The following is an 18144-nucleotide window of genomic DNA, read 5'->3' on the forward strand; positions in this document are numbered from 1 at the left end:
GCCGTCTCAACCTTGGCTCAGGCGCTGCAACTCGCGCCGGACCATGGCGGCATATGGCGGCGGGCTAAGGCGATAGATCTCAGCCGCCACCCAGTTCAACCAGGCGCCTTGCAGCCTCTCACGCCCGGCCAGCAAACGTTCTGCCTCAGCCACGGCATCTGCCTGGTGCTGCCGATGAAACTCGGCCCGCGATGCCGGTGCGTCGTCACTGTCGATCATTCACTGGCCTTGAAGGTGGTCAGTTCACCCTTGCGCCATTTGGCGACCTTGCCGGTCACTGCTTTAAGCAACTTGCCCAGGCCTTCCTGCACTTGTTGCTGCGCGGCGAATACCAGCATCACGCCATGGCCTTCACGAAACACGATGCCCTCGCCTTCCGGCACAGAAACGAAGGCGTAGTCGCCAACGCCATACACATTCAACTTGATTTCGCGAAAGCGCATTTCCAGCTTGCCACCTTCGCGGCTAGGCAATACGGCAGCACGAAAGTGGTCGCCGACTTTCAATTCAAGGCGCTGCTTGTCATCGACCACCAGTGCACTCTCGGTGTCGATTTCGGCCATGTACAAGCCTTCGGGACTCTGTTCGGTGACATAGATGAAGCGGCCCTGAAACAGTTGGGCCAATTTACCGCGCAAGTCGCCCAGGGCGAACAACGCATGCGTATCAAGTGTGCTGACTGCCAATGAAGTAATCCTCAACCGGTTACAACCCGCCCTCACCCAAGCTCGGGGAGGCGCGGCCATTTCTTATCGATAGGCAAAAAGAGTAATAAAGCGATATGCGAAATGTCTGTGCTCGCTGACGATGCAGCGCGCAGGAATCTTTACTCTGGTTTGCCAGACTCGCCCTCAACCGAAGGCGTTTGGCTCATTCCCGGCTTGGGAAGCGTGATGCCTGAAATCACTCGCCAGAAAACGCAACCAGTGGAGTGAGCCTGCAAGAAGACAAGCCCTGGCATCCATGTGCGCATTACTGTAGGACAAATATGCCCGAAAACACCGAAACCCGTCGAGAGGCAATAAACATTTTCAGGCAGCCAGCCCTTTCTTCAGTTGCTGCTGCCAGGCAGCCTGACACTCAAGCGCTTCCTCGCGCGTGGCGAAGGCGGTGCCGCGGCGCTCGCCATTGACCAGCACCACCCAGCAAATGCGCTTGCCCAGCGCCTGGAAGGTGGCCGGCACGCCCGACCCTATCATTACAGCCACATCGACTCGGCTATTCATCATTCCCTCCGGAACTTAATTAGCACCCTAACGATAAAGCCATGATACGCCTGACAGTGGCGCGGAAACAGCGCATCCCGGTACAGCAGTGTTTCTTACGGCGCAACAAAAACGGTATCGACGAGAAACGCAAAAAGCCCCAGGGATTGCTCCGAGGGGCTTTGCACCGCGCGCGGATTTATACCTGGCGCTGGTGGCGATCGAGCTGCTCGTGGCGCTCCTGGGCTTCGATGCAGTACTTGGTGGTCGGGCTGATCAGCAAGCGCTTCAGGCCGATGGGCTCACCACTGTCATCGCACCAGCCGAAGCTTTCGTCGGCAATACGGTCCAGGGCCATTTCCAGCTGTGGCAGCAGGCGCTGGTCGCGGTCGATGGCATTTACCAGCCAGCTACGTTCTTCTTCGACCGAAGCCACGTCGGCAGGGTCTGACGGGGTGTCCAGGCCTTCGATGGTGGTGCGGCTGAGCTCGATGCGTTCATGGGTTTCGACTTTCATCGCCTGCAGCAGCTCAGTAAAGAAAGCAAGCTGGTCGGCGTTCATGTAGTCATCGGCCGACATGGCCAGCAACTGTTCCTTGGTCATCGATTTCTCTATGAAAAAATGTGCATTTGGGCGATTCATGTGCCGCCGATGCCTATGCATCGACAGCGGAATTCTTCAAGCGCCAACCGGCACTCTTTTACAGGGGGCGGCAGTCTAAGGCGCCAAGCGGCGTGGAGCAACTGCAAATGGGTGCGAATTTGCTTCCGCTGCTGACAATCCGCCGGTCGGCACCCCTGCTCAGCTGCAGGGCCAGTAGCAAACTGTGATTCCGGTAGGGCCCATCCGCCTGCCGTTGCCGTTGCCGTTGCCGTTGCCGTTGCCGTTGATCTTGATCTTGATCTTGATCTTGATCTTGATCTTGATCTTGATCTTGATCTTGATCTTGATCTTGATCTTGATCTTGATCTTGATCTTGATCTTGATCTTGATCTTCGCGACTTCAGGAGGCCGAACGCAGGCCTTGCGGAGGCAGGTGACGGGCATGGATGCCCGTCAAGCGCTGAGGCCCCAGGATGGGGCCTTCGGCGCGGTCCTGCCGGGAGCAAGGCCGGAGTGAGGGGACCCCGGAGCGCAGCGCAGGGGCCGGATGATGGGAGCGCAGCGTTTTTTGGTTACTTTTTGTCGCGTTTGACAAAAAGTGACTCGCCGTAAGGGCGAAAAGGTGAGTCAGCGTCGCCATCGCAAACGGCCTGTTCGCTGAGTCAAAACAGACGAGTTCGCCTCTTGCTTCTTGCTTCTTGCTTCTTGGATGTGGGCATCCACATCGAGTAGGTATTCATTCACGAAGGTGGCGCATAGTCACCTTTCCGCCCTTACGGCGGGTCACTTTTTGTCAAACGCGACAAAAAGTAACCAAAAAACGCTGCGCTCCCATCATCCGGCCCCTGCGCTACGCTCCGGGGTTCCCTCGCTCCGGGCTTGCTCCCGGGAGGACCGCGCTGCAGGCCCCATCCTGGGGCCCAGCGCTTGACGGGCATCCATGCCCGTCACCTCCCTCCGCAAGCCCTGCGCTCGGCCTCCTGAAGTCGCAATCTGCGTCGCCTGAACTATCGCGCGCTTAGAAGCAAAAGCAAAAGCAACGGCAACGGCAACGGCAACGGCAACGGCAACGAACCGAGTCTGATCAACGGTCCTTGAACTGTGCCTCGCGCTTGGCGATGAATGCGGCCATGCCTTCTTTCTGGTCTTCGGTGGAGAAAGCCGCATGGAAGACCCGACGCTCAAAGCGTACCCCCTCGCTGAGGGTGACTTCAAACGCTCGGTTGACGCTCTCCTTGACCATCATGCTCACCGGAATCGACTTGCTGGCAATGGTCGCCGCCACCTTCAGCGCCTCTTCCACCAGTTCTGCCTGCGGCACGATCCGCGCCACCAAACCTGCACGCTCGGCCTCTTCCGCCCCCATCAGGCGGCCGGTCAGGCAAAGCTCCATGGCCTTGGCCTTGCCCACCGCACGCGTCAGGCGCTGGGTGCCGCCCATGCCCGGCAGCACGCCCAGGTTGATTTCCGGTTGACCAAACTTGGCGTTGTCGGCAGCGAGGATAAAGTCGCACATCATCGCCAGCTCGCAGCCGCCGCCCAAGGCAAACCCGGACACGGCAGCAATGATCGGCTTACGGCGATTGGCAATGCGATCGGCGTCGCTGAACAGGTCGTCGACGTAGATCTGCGGGTATTGCAGCTCGGCCATTTCCTTGATGTCAGCGCCAGCGGCAAAGGCTTTGGCCGAGCCTGTCAGCACCACGCAGCCGATGTTCGGGTCGCGCTCGAGCTGGTCCAGGGCCTGGTTGATCTCGCCGACAATCTGCGCGTTCAGCGCATTGAGCGCCTGCGGGCGGTTGAGGGTGATCAGGCCAACCTTGCCGTGGATGTCCAACAGGATGGTTTCGAATGCCATGCAGTCTGCTCCTTCAAAGATTGCGCGCAATGACCATGCGCTGAATGTCGCTGGTGCCTTCGTAGATCTGGCAAACCCGAACGTCGCGATAGATCCGCTCCAGCGGGAAGTCACTCAGATAGCCATAACCGCCCAGGGTCTGCAAGGCATCCGAACAGACCTTTTCGGCCATTTCCGAGGCAAACAGCTTGGCCATCGATGCTTCCACCAGCGCCGGGCGCCCCGCATCACGAAGGGCGGCGGCGTGCAATACCATCTGCCGGGCCACGGAAATCTTCGTCGCCATGTCGGCCAGGCGAAAGGCCACGGCCTGGTGCTGGATCAACGGTTTGCCAAAGCTCTGGCGCTCGTTGGCGTAGTCGCGCGCCACTTCGAACGCCGCGCGGGCCATACCCACCGCTTGCGAGGCGATGCCGATACGGCCGCCCTCAAGGTTGGCCAGGGCGATCTTGTAGCCTTCACCCTCCGCCCCCAACCGGTTGGCCACTGGCACGCGCACATCGTCGAAAACGATCTGGCAGGTGTCGGAGGCGTGCTGGCCGAGTTTGTCCTCGACCCGTGCTACCTGGTAGCCCGGCGAGTCGGTCGGCACGATGAAGGCGCTGATGCCACGCTTGCCAGCCTCCGGGTCGGTGACTGCAAACACGATCACTACCCCGGCGTTCTGCCCCGAGGTAATGAACTGCTTGCTGCCATTGAGCACATAGTGGTCGCCCTCCAGGCGTGCTCGGGTCTTCAGGCTGCTGGCATCGGAGCCAGCCTGCGGCTCGGTCAGGGCGAAAGCACCGAGCATCGCACCTGTCGCCAGCGGGGTGAGGAACTGCTCTTTCTGCTGCTCGTTGCCGAAGCGCAGGATCGGCACGCAACCCACCGAGTTGTGCACGCTCATGATGGTCGAGCAGGCGCCATCGCCCGCAGCGATTTCCTCCAGGGCCATGGCATAGGCCACATAGCCGGTGTCGCTACCGCCCCACTGCTCCGGCACCAGCATGCCGAACAGGCCCAGTTCGGCCATTTCGTCGATGGCCTCTTTCGGGAAGCGATGTTCCTTGTCCCATTGCTCGGCAAACGGTCTCAGGCGCTCCTGGGCGAAGGCGCGTACCGCGTCGGCGATCTGTTGTTGCTCGTCATTTACCAGCATGGTTCACCTCAGTACAGGCATTCAACAGCCATGGCCGTGGCCTCGCCACCGCCGATGCAGATGGCCGCCACACCCCGGTGCAGATTGTTCTGGCGCAAGGCCGACAACAGGGTGACCAGAATACGTGCGCCAGAAGCGCCGATCGGGTGCCCGAGGGCGCAGGCGCCGCCGTGAATATTGACCTTGTCGTGTGGCAGATCGAGGTGTTTCATGGCCGCCAGGGTGACCACGGCGAAGGCCTCGTTGATCTCGAACAAGTCGACCTCGGCCAGGTTCCAGCCGGTGCGTTTCATCAGTTTGTCGATCGCGCCGATCGGGGCGGTCGGGAACAACGCCGGGGTGTCGGCAAAGGCGGCGTGACCGTGGATGACGGCCAATGGCTTGAGGCCACGTTTGTCGGCCTCGGAGCGACGCATCAGTACCAGCGCCGCAGCGCCGTCGGAAATCGAACTGGCGTTGGCCGCCGTCACGGTGCCGCCTTCACGAAACGCCGGTTTGAGCTGCGCAATCTTGTCCAGGCGCGCCTTGGGCGGCTGCTCGTCATCCTTGATGACACGCTTTTCCTTGCCCTCGGTGACTTCCACCGGCACGATCTCGGCGGCAAAACGGCCGCTGCTGATGGCGTCCTGCGCTCGGGTGAGCGAGGCGATGGCGAACTGGTCCTGGGCTTCGCGGCTGAAGGCATTGGCCTGGGCACAGTCCTCGGCAAAGGTGCCCATCAGGCGGCCTTTGTCGTAGGCGTCTTCGAGGCCGTCCATGAACATGTGGTCGATGATCTTGCCGTGGCCCATGCGGTAGCCACCACGGGCTTTGTCCAGCAGGTACGGCGCGTTGGTCATGCTTTCCATGCCACCCGCCACTACCACGTCTGCGGTGCCGGCCAGCAGCAGGTCATGGGCCATGATCGCAGCTTGCATCCCCGAGCCGCACATTTTGTTCAGGGTGGTGCAGGTGGTGTGCTTGTCCAGCCCCGCGCCCAGCGCGGCCTGGCGTGCCGGCGCCTGGCCCTGGCCGGCTGGCAGCACGCAGCCGAACAGTACCTGCTCGACACAAGCGGCATCGATGCCGGCACGTTCCACGGCACCACGGATGGCAGCGCTGCCCAGTTGCGGCGCAGTCAGGCTTTTGAGGTCGCCCTGCAGCCCGCCCATGGGCGTGCGTACGGCGCTGACGATAACGATGGGGTCATTGGCGAGGGGCATGTTCGTTCTCCTTACTTGGCAGCCATGCGCAGCGCACCGTCGAGGCGGATGACCTCACCGTTGAGCATGCTGTTCTCGATGATGTGGCGGGCCAGCGCAGCGTATTCCTGCGGGCGACCCAAGCGGGGCGGGAATGGCACACCGGCAGCCAGAGAAGCACGTACCTCTTCGCTCATGCCGGCCATCATGGGGGTTTCAAAGATGCCCGGAGCGATGGTCATCACGCGGATGCCGAAGCGCGCCAGTTCGCGCGCGGCCGGCAAGGTCAGGCTGGCAATGGCACCCTTGGACGCGGCGTAGGCGGCCTGACCAATCTGGCCGTCATAGGCGGCAATGGAGGCCGTGTTGATGATGACCCCGCGCTCGCCGCTCTCATCGGCAGCCCCTTCGGCCATGGCCGCTGCAGCCAGACGCAACAGGTTGAAGCTGCCGATCAGGTTGACGTTGATGACCTTGGCGAAGCTGGCCAGGCCATGTGGGCCCTGCTTGCCCAGCACCTTCTCGGCACCGACGATGCCAGCACAATTGACCAACCCATGCAGGCTGCCAAAGGCGCTGACAGCTGCATCGACAGCCGACTGGGCCGCCTGCTCGTCACTGATATCAGCCACGGCGAAACGGGCGTTGTCGCCCAGCTCGCGAGCCTTGGCTTCGACAGCCGGGGCATTGAGGTCGACCAGCATGACCTTGGCACCAGCCTCGACCAGCATCTGTGCAGTAGCGGCACCCAGCCCGGAAGCGGCGCCGCTGACGATGAAATGTTTATTGGCGATGTGCATGAGTTCTTTCCTTTCAGACGCTGACAGGGGTGGCCTGTTGCGCTTGTTGTTTGGCGACTTCCTGGTTGCGCAGGATGAAGCGTTGCAGCTTGCCGCTCGGGGTCTTGGGCAGCTCGCTGACGAATTCGATTTCCCTGGGGTAGGCATGCGCGTAGAGACGCTGGCGCACGTGCTGGCGCAAGGTTTCTTCCAGCTCGACGCTGCCGGCGTAGCCGCTGGCCAATACCACGAACGCCTTGATCAGTTCGGTGCGCTCTGGGTCTGGCTTGCCGATCACCGCTGCCTCGATCACCGCCGGGTGCTCGATCAACGCGCTTTCCACATCGAACGGACCCACCCGGTAACCGGAGGTGGTGATCACGTCGTCGCTACGGCCAACGAAGCTGATGCTGCCATCCGGGTTCAGCTCGACAGTGTCGCCGCTGAGGTAGTACTTGCCGACGAAGGCTTTGGTCGGCAGGCCGTGGTAACCACCGAACCAGCACAGCGGCGACTGCTCACGGTCAACGGCGAGGATGCCTGGCTGGCCGGCTGGCAGCTCGTTGCCCTGCTCGTCCAGCACCACGATGCGGTGGCCGGGGATGGCATAGCCGGCAGAACCCAGGTGCACCGGATGCTGCAGGCCATGGTGGTTGCACAGCACCATGCCCAGTTCGGTCTGGCCGTAGTGATCGTGAATGGTCACGCCCAGCTCGTCGGCGAACCAGCGGATCACCTCGGGGTTAAGCGGTTCGCCGGCACTGCTGACCACCCGCAGGCGGCCCTTGATCGGTGCCGAGAAATCTTTGCCCGCCGCAATCAGCAAGCGATACGCGGTCGGCGAGCCAGCCAGGTTGGTGATACCCAGCTTGTCGATCACCCGGGCGCAGCTCTCGACACTGAACGGGCCATCGTAGAACGTGGTGGCATGCCCCAGCGACAACGGACCGGTCACGGCGTAATACAAACCGTAAGCCCAACCCGGGTCGGCCAGGTTCCAGAAGTTGTCCTCAGGCAGCAGCTCGATGGCATCACGCATGTAGCCCTGAAACGCGACAATCGCGCGCAGTGGCACTTCCAGGGGTTTTGCCGGGCCAGTGGTTCCAGAAGTGAACATCAGCAGGAACGGATCGTTGCCTGAGCGCATCACCGGCTCGCAGACATCCGCTGCGCTTTCCAGGCATTGCTGGAAGTCCAGTTCACCACTGCGGGCCTTGACGGTGATGATGGTCGGGCAGGCGTGCACCTCGTCCAGCTTGGCGCGGTTCTGGCTATCGGTGACCACCACTCGGGCGTGGGATTGCTCAAGCCGGTGCTCGATGGCCTTGGGGCCGAACGCCGTGAACAAGGGCTGATAAACCGCCCCAAGGCGCCAGGTAGCAAGGATGGTCACCAGCAGTTCGGGGGTGCGCGGCATCAAGCCGGCAACCCGGTCTCCAACGCCCACCCCCTGCGCCCTTAGCACATTGGCGAACCGTGCAGCCTGCACCTGAAGCTGATCGAAGCTATAGCGCGCGCTGTTACCATCGCGATCTTCATGTATCAGCGCCAGCTTGCCGTCACCGGCATGCCGGTCACAACATTCGACACAGGCATTAAGGGCCTCAAGGCTGCCATGCAATGCCGCCACTGCGGCCTGGGCATGGTCAAACGCACGAGCGGCCTCGGCGTAATCGCGCATCATCGGACTCCTGGTTTCTTGTTTTTGGAGTTGAAGCATCGGTCCGACGATGTTCGCGCCGCTCATGCGCGGCGGCAATGGCCAAAGCTGTCAATCTGGATGACTGGTTTGGCCGCCGCTCATCACCCCTCTGCGCGCTCGGCTGCCGCAGCCAGGACTGGGGGAGCGCCCCGACCAGGCGCTCGACATGGACGCCGTGTCATGCCTGCTGCCGCAAGCGTTCGCCCTTCAGTGCCCTGCCCCTCGCGCCTGGATCAACGCCCGATAATGCCCCGGGTTGCAGCCGAACCACTTGCGAAATGCCTTATAGAACGAGCTGCTGTCGGCAAACCCCAAACGCTCGGCAAGCTCGCCCATGGCCACGTCTTCCTGGCTGAGCCAGGCGATCGCCAGCTCCCGTCGTACGCTGTCCTTCAGGCCCTGGTAGTTCTGCCCCTCTTCTGCCAGGCGCCGCCGCAGGGTCGATGGCGACAGGCACAGCTGCCGGGCCAGGCTGTCAGCATCGGGCCATTGCTCAGGGGCCAGGCGCAACAGGTCGGTGCGGATACGCCGCCCGAGGCTGGCCGGGTCACGGTACTTGACCAGGATATTGCCCGGCGCTTCGGCCAGAAAACGCTGCAGTTCCTCCTCGCTGCGGCGCAGGGGCAAGTCGAGGCATTGCGAAGCAATGATCATGCGTGTGCGTGGACGCTCAAAATGCAGGCTCTCCGAAAACATGACCCGGTAGTCGTCGCAAAAAGGCGGTTCGGCACAACGCAGATCGATGCTCAGAATCGGGATGCGCCGCCCGGCCAGCCAGCAAGCCACGCCATGCACGATCATCCAGAACGTGAAATAGGTAAACGCACGGCGCGGTTCGTCACGCGGCTCATTGATGACAATTTCGGCCAGGCCTTCCTGGCGCACCAGGCTGGGCTGCATGTCTTGAAGCATCAGCGACAGAAATGCCAGCGAGGTTTCCAGGCCTGCGCCCAGGGTCGGTTGGCCCATGCTGGCACGGCACATGAAAGCCAGGCTGCCACTGCACAAACCGCGCGGGTCCATCGCGAAAAACTCGTCGTTGCAGCGCCGGGCCAGCAAGCGCCACAGGCGGGCATAGGATTCGGCACTGACCCTTGCCTCTGGCAGGTGCAGTTGTTCAACGGCAATACCCGCCCTGGCCAGCAAGCCACTGTCAGGCTCACCGGCAGGGCAGGTCTGCAACAGCGCTTCGCGCACCAGTTGCATGGAAATGGTGTCTTTGTCGCTCATCGACGGTCCTGTCGGCTGATTGCCGGCCATATTAGGGTCTGTATGAAAAGCCTTGAGACGAAGGTCAGGCAAGGCGAAAACAGCCGAGGAAGCGGAGTTTACGGGTTGTAAATGAGCATTCCGAGGCTGTTTTCAACGCAGCATCACCGAGTATCAAGGCTTTTCATACAGAGCCTAGGGTGCCCCGCAGCAAACAGCCATCATAGCCCCGCGGCCAGACTCAGGAATGCCTGAATCAGGCGCAGTTCGCGACGGCGCTCCAGGCAGCCGATCACGTGTTGGTTGACAAGGCCCTCACCGGCCAATGGTCGTGCCACCACACGGGGATCATTGGCCACTTCAGTGGAAGAAACAACGCCAATCCCCAGTTGCGAGGCCACTGCCTCGGTTACCGCCTCCCGGCTGTCCAGTTCCAGCAATACACGCGGTTGCACGCCCGCCTTGAGGCAGGCCTTGTCGAAGGTGCGCCGCGTGGTGGAGCTGGGTTCGCGCAGCACCATGATCTGCTGGTGCAGCGCGGCCAACGGCAAGTCCTCCCGCTCGGAGGCCCAGGTATGCCCCACAGGTAACAACGCACACAGGCGCGACTCACAGAGCGTTTGCAGATGCAGCCCCTTGCGCGGCTCGATTTCGGTCAGCACCGCCACGTCGGCATGCTCGCCAAGCAGCGCAGCCAACGTCTCCTGTGCATTGCCCAGGCGCAAGTTGACGGTGACGCCAGGGTACCGCTCACGCAGCAGCGCCAGCATCGGCATGACCCGGTGCGGGCCGTCGGCGGCTACCTCCAGGCGCCCGGTCAGCAGCTGGCGGTTGGCCTCGAGCATGGCCTGCGCCTCTTCGGCCAGGCCGAACATGGCGCGGGTGATGGCCGCCAGGCGCGTGCCCTCCTCGGTCAGTTCCACGCGCCGTGCGGTACGCCGCAGCAAGGTGATCTGGTAGTGCTCTTCCAGGGCCTTGACGTGCCCGGTCACCGCCGGCTGGCTGATGAACAGGCGCTCGGCAGCACGGGTAAAGCTGCCCTCACGGGCCACGGCGTCGAAGGCGCGTAGCTGGAACAGGTTCATATTTATCGGCCTGACTTATAGCTGGGATAACAACAAACAATTTGATTGATGACAACGCGAATTGCAACCTAGGCCCCGTAGTTTCAGCCCACCGCTTGTGAGGAATAACGGAATGAGCAACGCCCCGATTCTGCTGACCCCAGGTCCCCTGACCACATCAATCCGCACCCGCCAAGCCATGCTGGTGGACTGGGGCTCCTGGGACCGTGACTTCAACCAACTGACTGCCAGCGTCTGCGAACAACTGCTGGCCATCATCGACGGCGCCAGCAGCCACCACTGCGTTCCCCTGCAAGGCAGCGGCACCTTCGCCGTGGAAGCGGCCATCGGCACCTTGGTGCCACGCGATGGCAAGGTTCTGGTACTGATCAACGGCGCGTACGGCCAGCGCCTGGCAAAGATCTGCAAAGTGCTGGGTCGCACCTACAGCACCTTCGAAACGGCCGAAGACCAGCCGACCACCGCCGCCGACGTCGACCGGCTGCTGGCCAAAGACCCGGCCATCACCCATGTGGCGCTGATCCACTGCGAAACCAGCACCGGCATTCTCAACCCGCTCCCCGAGATCGCCCAGGTGATCAAACGCCATGGCAAGCGCCTGATCATCGATGCCATGAGCTCGTTCGGAGCATTGCCGATCGATGCCCGCGAAATCCCCTTCGAAGCGCTGATCGCAGCCTCCGGCAAGTGCCTGGAAGGCGTACCCGGCATGGGCTTCGTCTTCGCCGAAAAGAACGCCCTGGCGGCCGCCGAAGGCAATGCCCACTCGCTGGCCATGGACCTGCACGACCAGCACGTCTACATGGCCAAGACCGGGCAATGGCGCTTCACCCCGCCTACCCACGTGGTCGCGGCCCTGCATGAAGCGCTGCAGCAATACAACGAGGAAGGTGGCCTTCCGGCCCGCCACCAGCGCTACGCAGACAACTGCAAGACGCTGCTCGACGGCATGGCAGCCATCGGCCTGCGCAGTTTTCTGCCCGCCGAAATCCAGGCGCCGATCATCGTCACCTTCCACGCCCCCACCGATGCCCGCTACCAGTTCAAGGACTTCTACGAGCGGGTCAAGGCCAAGGGATTCATTCTCTACCCGGGCAAGCTGACCCAGGTCGAAACCTTCCGCGTCGGCTGTATCGGTGTGGTCGGGGCGGACGGCATGCAGGCCGCCGTGAATGCCGTGGCCGAGGTGCTGCGGGAAATGGAAGTGCTGGACATCTGACGCTTTGCCCACCCGAACCCAGGAATTCGCGCACATGAACTACAACAACCCCACCCAACTGCAAGCCGCCATCCTCGACTGGGCTGGTACCGTGGTCGATTTCGGCTCATTCGCCCCCACCCAGATCTTTGTCGAGGCCTTTGCCGAGTTCGACGTGCAGGTGTCCATCGAGGAAGCCCGAGGCCCGATGGGCATGGGCAAATGGGACCATATCCGCACCCTGTGCGACGTACCGGAAATTGCCGAGCGCTACCGCAAGGTGTTCGGCCGTACCCCGACCGATGATGACGTCACCGCCATCTACAACCGCTTCATGCCGCTGCAGATCGAGAAGATCGCTGTGCACTCGGCGCTGATCCCCGGTGCGCTGGACACCCTCACCGGTCTACGCCAGGACGGCCTGAAGATCGGTTCGTGCTCGGGCTACCCGAAAGTGGTGATGGACAAGGTGGTTGAACTGGCGGCGCAGAACGGCTATGTGGCCGACCACGTGGTGGCCACCGATGAAACCCCGAACGGCCGCCCATGGCCGGCCCAGGCCTTGGCCAACGTGATTGCGCTGGGGATTGACGATGTAGCGGCCTGCGTGAAGGTGGACGACACCGTGCCAGGCATTCTTGAAGGCCGCCGTGCCGGCATGTGGACCGTGGCACTGGTCTGTTCGGGCAATGCCCTGGGCCTGACCTGGGAAGGCTTCCGGGCGCTGAGTGCCGAAAAACTGGAAAGCGAGCGCCAGCGTATCCATGCACTGTTTGCCGGCTCCCGCCCGCACTACCTGATCGACACCATCAACGATCTGCCCGAAGTGATTGCCGACATCAACCGGCGCCTGGCCAAGGGCGAGATGCCGCAAGCCTTCTGACCCTGCGGTTTCTCTGTGGAAGCGGCCCTTTTGCGAAACAGGGCCGCTCCACACCCGACTACCCTCAGGCTTGAACGCTATTGCGGCAATTGCACCTGCGGTTTGGTCGCGGCAAAGATCGCCCAGCTGGAGACGAACAGCGCCGCGATCAATGGGCCGATCACGAAGCCGTTGAGGCCGAACACCGCCAGCCCGCCAAGGGTCGACACCAGGATCAGGTAGTCCGGCATGCGGGTATCCTTGCCCACCAGGATGGGCCGCAACACATTATCCACCAGGCCGATCACCAGCACCCCGAATGCAGTAAGCACCACCCCTGGCAGTATCGCCCCGGTCAGCAGGAAATACGCCGCCACCGGCGCCCAGATGATGCCAGCGCCCACCGCCGGCAGCAGCGACAGAAACGCCATCAGCACCGCCCACACCAATGCACTCGGGATATCCAGCACCCAGAAAATAAAGCCACCCAATGCACCTTGGGTAACGGCCACCAGCACGTTGCCCTTCACCGTCGCCCTCACCACACGATTGAATTTCAACTGCAAACGACGCTTCTGGTGCTCGGGCAGCGGCACGGCCATGCGCACCCGGCGCGCGACTTCCGGGCCATCACGCAGGAAAAAGAACAGCAGGTACAGCATGATGCCGAAACTGATCAGGAACTCGAATGTGCCCTGGCCAAAGCTGAATGCCTGGCTGGCCAATACCTGGCTACCCTGGGTTGCCCACTTGGTGATCTTGTCACGCAACCCGTCGAGGTTACCCATGCCCATGTTGTCCAGGCCACGCTGGGCGAATGCCGGGAGCATGTCCTTGCCGCGCTCGACGTAACCGGCGATGTCCAGTTGCCCGCTTTCGATGCGCTGGTACAGCGTGGCGCCTTCTTGTACCAGCAGGGCGCTGGTGATGATTACCGGCAGGATCGCCACAAGCAGGCACACCAGTGTGGATGTGACCGCGGCAAGGTTACGCCGCCGCCCGCTGCGGATCAGCAAATGACGCTGCAGCGGGGCGAACAGGATACCGAGGATCACCGCCCAGAAGATTGCGCCGTAATACGGCAGGAGAATCCAGAAGAAGGCAATGGTCACCAGCGCCAAAAGTACTGCCAGGGCTTTGTTCTGTAGCGCGGTTTCGTTCATCGCAGTTCCTCACATGGCTTATGAGTGATTAGTGCACCGCACCTGGACAAAAGTGCCGCGCTCTCTTGACGCAAATCAATACGCACCTTGTCCATCGCCCCTAGCATCGCCGCCTTTTTGCCCCGGTGCGCACATGAACCCTACTGCCAAGCCCGAACTGCTGGCCCCCGCCGGCACTCTAAAGACCATGCGCTACGCGTTTGCCTACGGCGCCGATGCGGTCTACGCCGGCCAGCCGCGTTACAGCTTGCGGGTGCGCAACAACGAGTTCGATCACGCCAACCTGGCACTGGGGATCGAGGAGGCGCACGCCTTGGGCAAGCGCTTCTACGTGGTGGTCAACATCGCCCCGCACAATGCCAAGCTCAAGACCTTCCTCAAAGACCTGGCACCCGTGATCGAGATGGCGCCGGACGCGCTGATCATGTCCGACCCCGGCCTGATCATGCTGGTGCGCCAGCACTTCCCGCAGATGCCGGTGCACCTGTCGGTGCAGGCCAACACCGTCAACTGGGCGAGCGTGCAGTTTTGGCAGCAACTTGGCCTGAGCCGGGTGATCCTGTCGCGAGAGCTGTCGCTGGACGAAATCGAGGAAATCCGCCAGCAGGTGCCGGGCATGGAACTGGAAGTGTTCGTGCACGGCGCCCTGTGCATGGCCTATTCCGGCCGTTGCCTGCTGTCGGGCTACCTCAACAAGCGTGACGCCAACCAGGGCACCTGCACCAATGCCTGCCGCTGGAAATACGACGCCACACCAGCCACCGAGAACGCCACCGGTGACATCGTGCGCCAAGTGCAGCCCACCCTGGGCCTGGGTGCCCCCACCGACCAGGTGTTCCTGCTGCAGGAAAGCAACCGCCCCGGCACTGAAATGCCGGCGTTCGAGGATGAACACGGCACCTACATCATGAACGCCAAGGACCTGCGCGCCATCCAGCACGTCGAGCGCCTGGCCTTGATGGGTGTGCATTCGCTGAAGATCGAGGGTCGCACCAAATCGCACTTCTACTGTGCCCGTGCGGTGCAGGCGTATCGCCAGGCGATCGACGACGCGGTGGCCGGACGGCCATTCGACCGCGCCCTGATGGGTAACCTCGAATCCTTGGCACAGCGCGGTTACACCGAAGGTTTCCTGCGCCGCCACGTGCACGACGAGTACCAGAACTACCAGCGGGGCAACTCGGTGTCCGAACGCCAGCAATTCGTTGGCGAGCTGACCGGCGTGCGTATCGACGGCCTCGCCGAGGTCAAGGTGAAGAACCGCTTCGCCGTGGGCGACCATCTGGAGCTGATGACCCCGCGCGGTAACTACCACTTCGACCTGCACCGCCTGCACAACCGCCAGCAGCACGCCATCGAGGTCGCACCGGGCGATGGCCATGTGGTGTACCTGCCGATTCCGGAACAGGTTGCCCTCGACTACGGCCTGCTGATGCGCGACCTCCGCATCGACGAAGCAGCAAGCTGACAACACTGTAATGTGCACCTCAGCTACCTGACAGCCGGCGGCAGCGAACATCGTGGCTCTTCTGCATGAGGCCACGCCATGTTGCGCAACCCCTCCCGCCGTACGTTTGTCAAAGGCCTGGGCGCCGCCAGCACGCTGGCGGGCTTGGGGCTGTGGCGCCCGCTGGCCCAGGCCGCCGAAGGCCGAGACCTGGCCGGCCAGCATTTCGAGCTGTTCATTGGCCAGACCCCGGTCAACATCACAGGCCGGCCGCGTACCGCACTGACCGTCAACAACAGCCTGCCCGGCCCACTGCTGCGCTGGCGCGAAGGTGACACCGTGACCTTGCGCGTGCGCAACCGACTGGCGCAGGACACCTCGATCCACTGGCACGGCATCATCCTGCCGGCCAACATGGACGGCGTGCCTGGCCTGAGCTTCGCTGGCATCGAGCCCGGCGGCGACTACCTGTACCAGTTCACCCTGCGCCAGAGCGGCACCTACTGGTACCACAGCCATTCGGGGCTGCAGGAGCAAGCCGGGGTATACGGGGCGATCGTGATCGAGCCACGCGAGCCCGAAACGCACCGCTACCAGCGCGATCATGTGCTGCTGTTCAGCGACTGGTCAGACCAGGCGCCGGAGCAGCTGATGGCGACGCTGAAGAAGCAGTCCGACGCGTACAACTTCCACAAGCGCACGGTTGGCGACTTCATCGATGACGTGGCCGAAAACGGCTGGAGCCCCACCGTCGCCGAACGCACGGCCTGGGCGCGCATGCGCATGAGCCCAACCGACCTCGCGGATATCAGCGCCGCCACCTACACCTACCTGCTCAACGGCCAACCACCACAAGGCAATTTCACCTGCCTGTTCCAGCCAGGCGAAACCGTGCGCCTGCGGCTGATCAACGCCTCAGCCATGACCTATTTCGACTTCCGCATCCCCGGGCTGAAGCTGACGGTGATCGCCGCCGACGGCTTGCCGGTGACCCCGGTGAGCGTGGATGAAGTGCGCATTGCCGTGGCAGAGACCTACGACGTGCTGGTGACCGTGGGTGACCAACCCGCCTACACCCTGTTCGCCCAAAGCATGGACCGCACCGGCTTCGCCCGCGGCACCCTGGCCCGTGCGGCCGGGCTGCAGGCACCGGTGCCTGCCCCCGACCCACGCCCAGTGCTGAGCATGGAGGACATGGGCCACGGCGGTATGGATGCCATGGCGGGCATGGACCACAGTAACCCGCCCGGCATGAACCACGGCAACATGGCCGGCATGGGCCACGCCGCCATGTCGGCCATGCAGCAACACCCGGTCAGTGAAACCGGCAACCCGCTGGTGGACATGCAGAGCATGGCACCGCGTCCCAACCTGGCCGACCCTGGCATAGGCCTGCGTGACAATGGTCGCCGCGTGCTGACCTACGCCGACCTGCGCAGCCCCTACCCCGACCCGGACGGCCGCCCGCCATCGCGTGACATCGAGCTGCACCTGACCGGCCATATGGAGCGCTTCGCCTGGTCGTTCGACGGTATCAAGTTCAGCGACGCCGAACCGCTGCGGCTGACCTACGGTGAGCGCGTGCGTATCACCCTGGTCAACGACACCATGATGACCCACCCCATCCACCTGCACGGCATGTGGAGCGACCTGGAAGACGAGCATGGCCAGTTCCTGGTGCGCAAGCACACCGTCGACATCCCGCCCGGCAGCCGACGCACCTACCGGGTGACCGCCGACGCGCTGGGCCGCTGGGCCTACCACTGCCACTTGCTCTACCACATGGAGAGCGGCATGCTCCGCGAGGTACGCGTCGATGAATGACACCCGCAACCGCAGCATCGTGGCAGGCGTGACGCTACTGACCTTGCTCGCCAGTGAACGGGCGATGGCCGCGGGTTTCGAACACGCGAACCACGGCCAGATGGGCCATCAGGCCATGCCCATGAACCATGAAAGCATGGGCCATGGCCAGCCTTTCCTCAGCCAGCCTCGCACACCCCTGCCTGTCATCACCGACGCCGACCGCCGCGCCGCCTTCCCACCATTGCCAGGGCACCCAGTGCATGACCGGGCGCTGAACTGGGCAGTGATCGTGGACAAGCTCGAATACCAGAACTTCGAGAGCAGCAGCGCCCTGAACTGGAACGCCACCGCCTGGGTCGGCGGCGATATCGACCGCTTGTGGCTGCGCACCGAAGGCGAACGCGAACAAGGCAATACCCACAAGGCCGAGCTGCAGGCGCTGTGGGGCCATGCCGTGAGCCCGTGGTGGGAACTGGTGGCCGGTGTACGCCAGGACTTCAAGCCTGCCAGTGGCCAAACCTGGGCCGCCTTCGGCATCCAGGGCACACCGTTGTACGGCCTGGAGCTGCAAGCCACCGCCTATGCAGGCGAGCGGCAACAGACCGCGCTGCGCCTGGAAGCCGCTTACGCTATGCTGCTGACCAACCGCTGGATACTGGAGCCGACCCTGGAGGCCAACCTCTACGGGCGCAACGATGCCGGGCGCGAACAAGGCGCGGGGCTGGCCGACAGCGAGGTGGGCCTGCGCCTGCGCTACGAGATCACGCGCGGCTTCGCCCCCTACGTCGGGCTCAGTTTCAACCGCCTGCACGGCTCGCGTGCCAACCAGGCCCGCGAAGACGGCGAAGACCTGGGCCAGACCCGCCTGGTCGCCGGTATCCGCCTGCGTTTTTAAAGGAGTGCT

At 62.9% G+C, this 18144-nt stretch carries 18 protein-coding genes; 5 read left to right on the forward strand and 13 right to left on the reverse strand.

All coding sequences use genetic code 11. From position 1 onward, the window contains the following. Window positions 1–6: 6 nt before the first annotated feature. From GST84_17640 to GST84_17695, 12 genes are all read right to left on the reverse strand, one after another. Window positions 7–219, reverse strand: a complete 213-nt coding sequence (locus GST84_17640) for a hypothetical protein (GenBank protein ID XGB14052.1) — start codon at window positions 217–219, stop codon at window positions 7–9. Next, window positions 216–686, reverse strand: coding sequence for a hypothetical protein (locus GST84_17645; protein ID XGB14053.1), 471 nt, complete (start codon window positions 684–686; stop codon window positions 216–218). Before GST84_17645 ends, GST84_17640 begins: the two co-directional genes overlap by 4 nt. A gap of 345 nt (window positions 687–1031) precedes the next feature. After that, window positions 1032–1226, reverse strand: a complete 195-nt coding sequence (locus GST84_17650; GenBank protein XGB14054.1) for a hypothetical protein — start codon at window positions 1224–1226, stop codon at window positions 1032–1034. 178 nt (window positions 1227–1404) lie between these two features. After that, the gene (locus GST84_17655; GenBank protein ID XGB14055.1) at window positions 1405–1809 is read right to left on the reverse strand and encodes a TraR/DksA family transcriptional regulator; all 405 of its coding nucleotides are present in this window, start codon (window positions 1807–1809) and stop codon (window positions 1405–1407) included. A 198-nt stretch (window positions 1810–2007) separates the two neighbouring features. Beyond that, window positions 2008–2253 carry a hypothetical protein gene (locus GST84_17660; GenBank protein ID XGB14056.1) on the reverse strand — a complete coding sequence of 82 codons (246 nt, stop codon included), beginning with the start codon at window positions 2251–2253 and terminating at the stop codon, window positions 2008–2010. 640 nt (window positions 2254–2893) lie between these two features. Further along, a complete protein-coding gene (locus tag GST84_17665) occupies window positions 2894–3667 on the reverse strand; it encodes an enoyl-CoA hydratase (GenBank protein XGB14057.1) in 774 nt (257 codons plus the stop codon). A gap of 13 nt (window positions 3668–3680) precedes the next feature. Continuing rightward, on the reverse strand, window positions 3681–4808 hold the full coding sequence (locus GST84_17670; GenBank protein XGB14058.1) for an acyl-CoA dehydrogenase: 1128 nt from the start codon (window positions 4806–4808) through the stop codon (window positions 3681–3683). Window positions 4809–4816: 8 nt separating this feature from the next. After that, a complete protein-coding gene (locus GST84_17675; GenBank protein XGB14059.1) occupies window positions 4817–6010 on the reverse strand; it encodes an acetyl-CoA C-acyltransferase in 1194 nt (397 codons plus the stop codon). 11 nt (window positions 6011–6021) lie between these two features. Continuing rightward, window positions 6022–6789 (reverse strand): SDR family NAD(P)-dependent oxidoreductase, encoded by a 768-nt coding sequence (locus GST84_17680; protein ID XGB14060.1) that lies wholly within the window; start codon window positions 6787–6789, stop codon window positions 6022–6024. Between the two features lie 13 nt (window positions 6790–6802). Next, entirely contained in the window at window positions 6803–8449 is a 1647-nt protein-coding gene (locus GST84_17685; GenBank protein XGB14061.1) for an AMP-binding protein, read from the reverse strand. A gap of 228 nt (window positions 8450–8677) precedes the next feature. Beyond that, on the reverse strand, window positions 8678–9700 hold the full coding sequence (locus GST84_17690; GenBank protein XGB14062.1) for a helix-turn-helix domain-containing protein: 1023 nt from the start codon (window positions 9698–9700) through the stop codon (window positions 8678–8680). A 200-nt stretch (window positions 9701–9900) separates the two neighbouring features. Continuing rightward, complete coding sequence (locus GST84_17695; protein XGB14063.1) at window positions 9901–10764, reverse strand: LysR family transcriptional regulator; 864 nt, start codon at window positions 10762–10764, stop codon at window positions 9901–9903. 112 nt (window positions 10765–10876) lie between these two features. Here GST84_17695 and GST84_17700 point away from each other — a divergent pair, with 112 nt between their 5' ends. Together GST84_17700 and GST84_17705 are read left to right on the forward strand one after the other, a co-directional pair. Next, window positions 10877–11983: a 2-aminoethylphosphonate--pyruvate transaminase gene (locus tag GST84_17700; GenBank protein XGB14064.1), complete on the forward strand. Its 1107-nt coding sequence runs from the start codon at window positions 10877–10879 to the stop codon at window positions 11981–11983. Between the two features lie 34 nt (window positions 11984–12017). Continuing rightward, the gene (locus GST84_17705; GenBank protein XGB14065.1) at window positions 12018–12845 is read left to right on the forward strand and encodes a phosphonoacetaldehyde hydrolase; all 828 of its coding nucleotides are present in this window, start codon (window positions 12018–12020) and stop codon (window positions 12843–12845) included. A 77-nt stretch (window positions 12846–12922) separates the two neighbouring features. On the opposite strand, the gene GST84_17710 is transcribed toward GST84_17705, so the two are convergent. Continuing rightward, window positions 12923–13987, reverse strand: coding sequence for an AI-2E family transporter (locus GST84_17710; GenBank protein ID XGB14066.1), 1065 nt, complete (start codon window positions 13985–13987; stop codon window positions 12923–12925). 133 nt (window positions 13988–14120) lie between these two features. Between GST84_17710 and GST84_17715 the strand changes: the two genes are divergently transcribed. From GST84_17715 to GST84_17725, 3 genes are all read left to right on the forward strand, one after another. After that, window positions 14121–15455, forward strand: a complete 1335-nt coding sequence (locus tag GST84_17715; protein ID XGB14067.1) for a tRNA 5-hydroxyuridine modification protein YegQ — start codon at window positions 14121–14123, stop codon at window positions 15453–15455. Between the two features lie 78 nt (window positions 15456–15533). Beyond that, window positions 15534–17258, forward strand: a complete 1725-nt coding sequence (locus tag GST84_17720) for a copper resistance system multicopper oxidase (protein ID XGB14068.1) — start codon at window positions 15534–15536, stop codon at window positions 17256–17258. After that, window positions 17251–18135: a copper resistance protein CopB gene (locus tag GST84_17725; protein ID XGB14069.1), complete on the forward strand. Its 885-nt coding sequence runs from the start codon at window positions 17251–17253 to the stop codon at window positions 18133–18135. Before GST84_17720 ends, GST84_17725 begins: the two co-directional genes overlap by 8 nt. Window positions 18136–18144: the final 9 nt, after the last annotated feature.

It is taken from the genome of Pseudomonas putida, from assembly GCA_041879295.1.
In the GTDB taxonomy this organism is placed as follows: Bacteria; Pseudomonadota; Gammaproteobacteria; order Pseudomonadales; family Pseudomonadaceae; genus Aquipseudomonas; species Aquipseudomonas putida_Y.

Bases quoted from the DNA above. Each gene is read 5' to 3' on its own strand.
- GST84_17640 (XGB14052.1), bottom strand. From the start codon at position 219: ATGATCGACAGTGACGACGCACCGGCATCGCGGGCCGAGTTTCATCGG.
- GST84_17650 (XGB14054.1), bottom strand. From the start codon at position 1,226: ATGAATAGCCGAGTCGATGTGGCTGTAATGATAGGGTCGGGCGTGCCG.
- GST84_17655 (XGB14055.1), bottom strand. From the start codon at position 1,809: ATGACCAAGGAACAGTTGCTGGCCATGTCGGCCGATGACTACATGAAC.
- GST84_17660 (XGB14056.1), bottom strand. From the start codon at position 2,253: ATGCCCGTCACCTGCCTCCGCAAGGCCTGCGTTCGGCCTCCTGAAGTC.
- GST84_17665 (XGB14057.1), bottom strand. From the start codon at position 3,667: ATGGCATTCGAAACCATCCTGTTGGACATCCACGGCAAGGTTGGCCTG.
- GST84_17670 (XGB14058.1), bottom strand. From the start codon at position 4,808: ATGCTGGTAAATGACGAGCAACAACAGATCGCCGACGCGGTACGCGCC.
- GST84_17675 (XGB14059.1), bottom strand. From the start codon at position 6,010: ATGCCCCTCGCCAATGACCCCATCGTTATCGTCAGCGCCGTACGCACG.
- GST84_17680 (XGB14060.1), bottom strand. From the start codon at position 6,789: ATGCACATCGCCAATAAACATTTCATCGTCAGCGGCGCCGCTTCCGGG.
- GST84_17685 (XGB14061.1), bottom strand. From the start codon at position 8,449: ATGCGCGATTACGCCGAGGCCGCTCGTGCGTTTGACCATGCCCAGGCC.
- GST84_17690 (XGB14062.1), bottom strand. From the start codon at position 9,700: ATGAGCGACAAAGACACCATTTCCATGCAACTGGTGCGCGAAGCGCTG.
- GST84_17695 (XGB14063.1), bottom strand. From the start codon at position 10,764: ATGAACCTGTTCCAGCTACGCGCCTTCGACGCCGTGGCCCGTGAGGGC.
- GST84_17700 (XGB14064.1), top strand. From the start codon at position 10,877: ATGAGCAACGCCCCGATTCTGCTGACCCCAGGTCCCCTGACCACATCA.
- GST84_17705 (XGB14065.1), top strand. From the start codon at position 12,018: ATGAACTACAACAACCCCACCCAACTGCAAGCCGCCATCCTCGACTGG.
- GST84_17710 (XGB14066.1), bottom strand. From the start codon at position 13,987: ATGAACGAAACCGCGCTACAGAACAAAGCCCTGGCAGTACTTTTGGCG.
- GST84_17715 (XGB14067.1), top strand. From the start codon at position 14,121: ATGAACCCTACTGCCAAGCCCGAACTGCTGGCCCCCGCCGGCACTCTA.
- GST84_17720 (XGB14068.1), top strand. From the start codon at position 15,534: ATGTTGCGCAACCCCTCCCGCCGTACGTTTGTCAAAGGCCTGGGCGCC.
- GST84_17725 (XGB14069.1), top strand. From the start codon at position 17,251: ATGAATGACACCCGCAACCGCAGCATCGTGGCAGGCGTGACGCTACTG.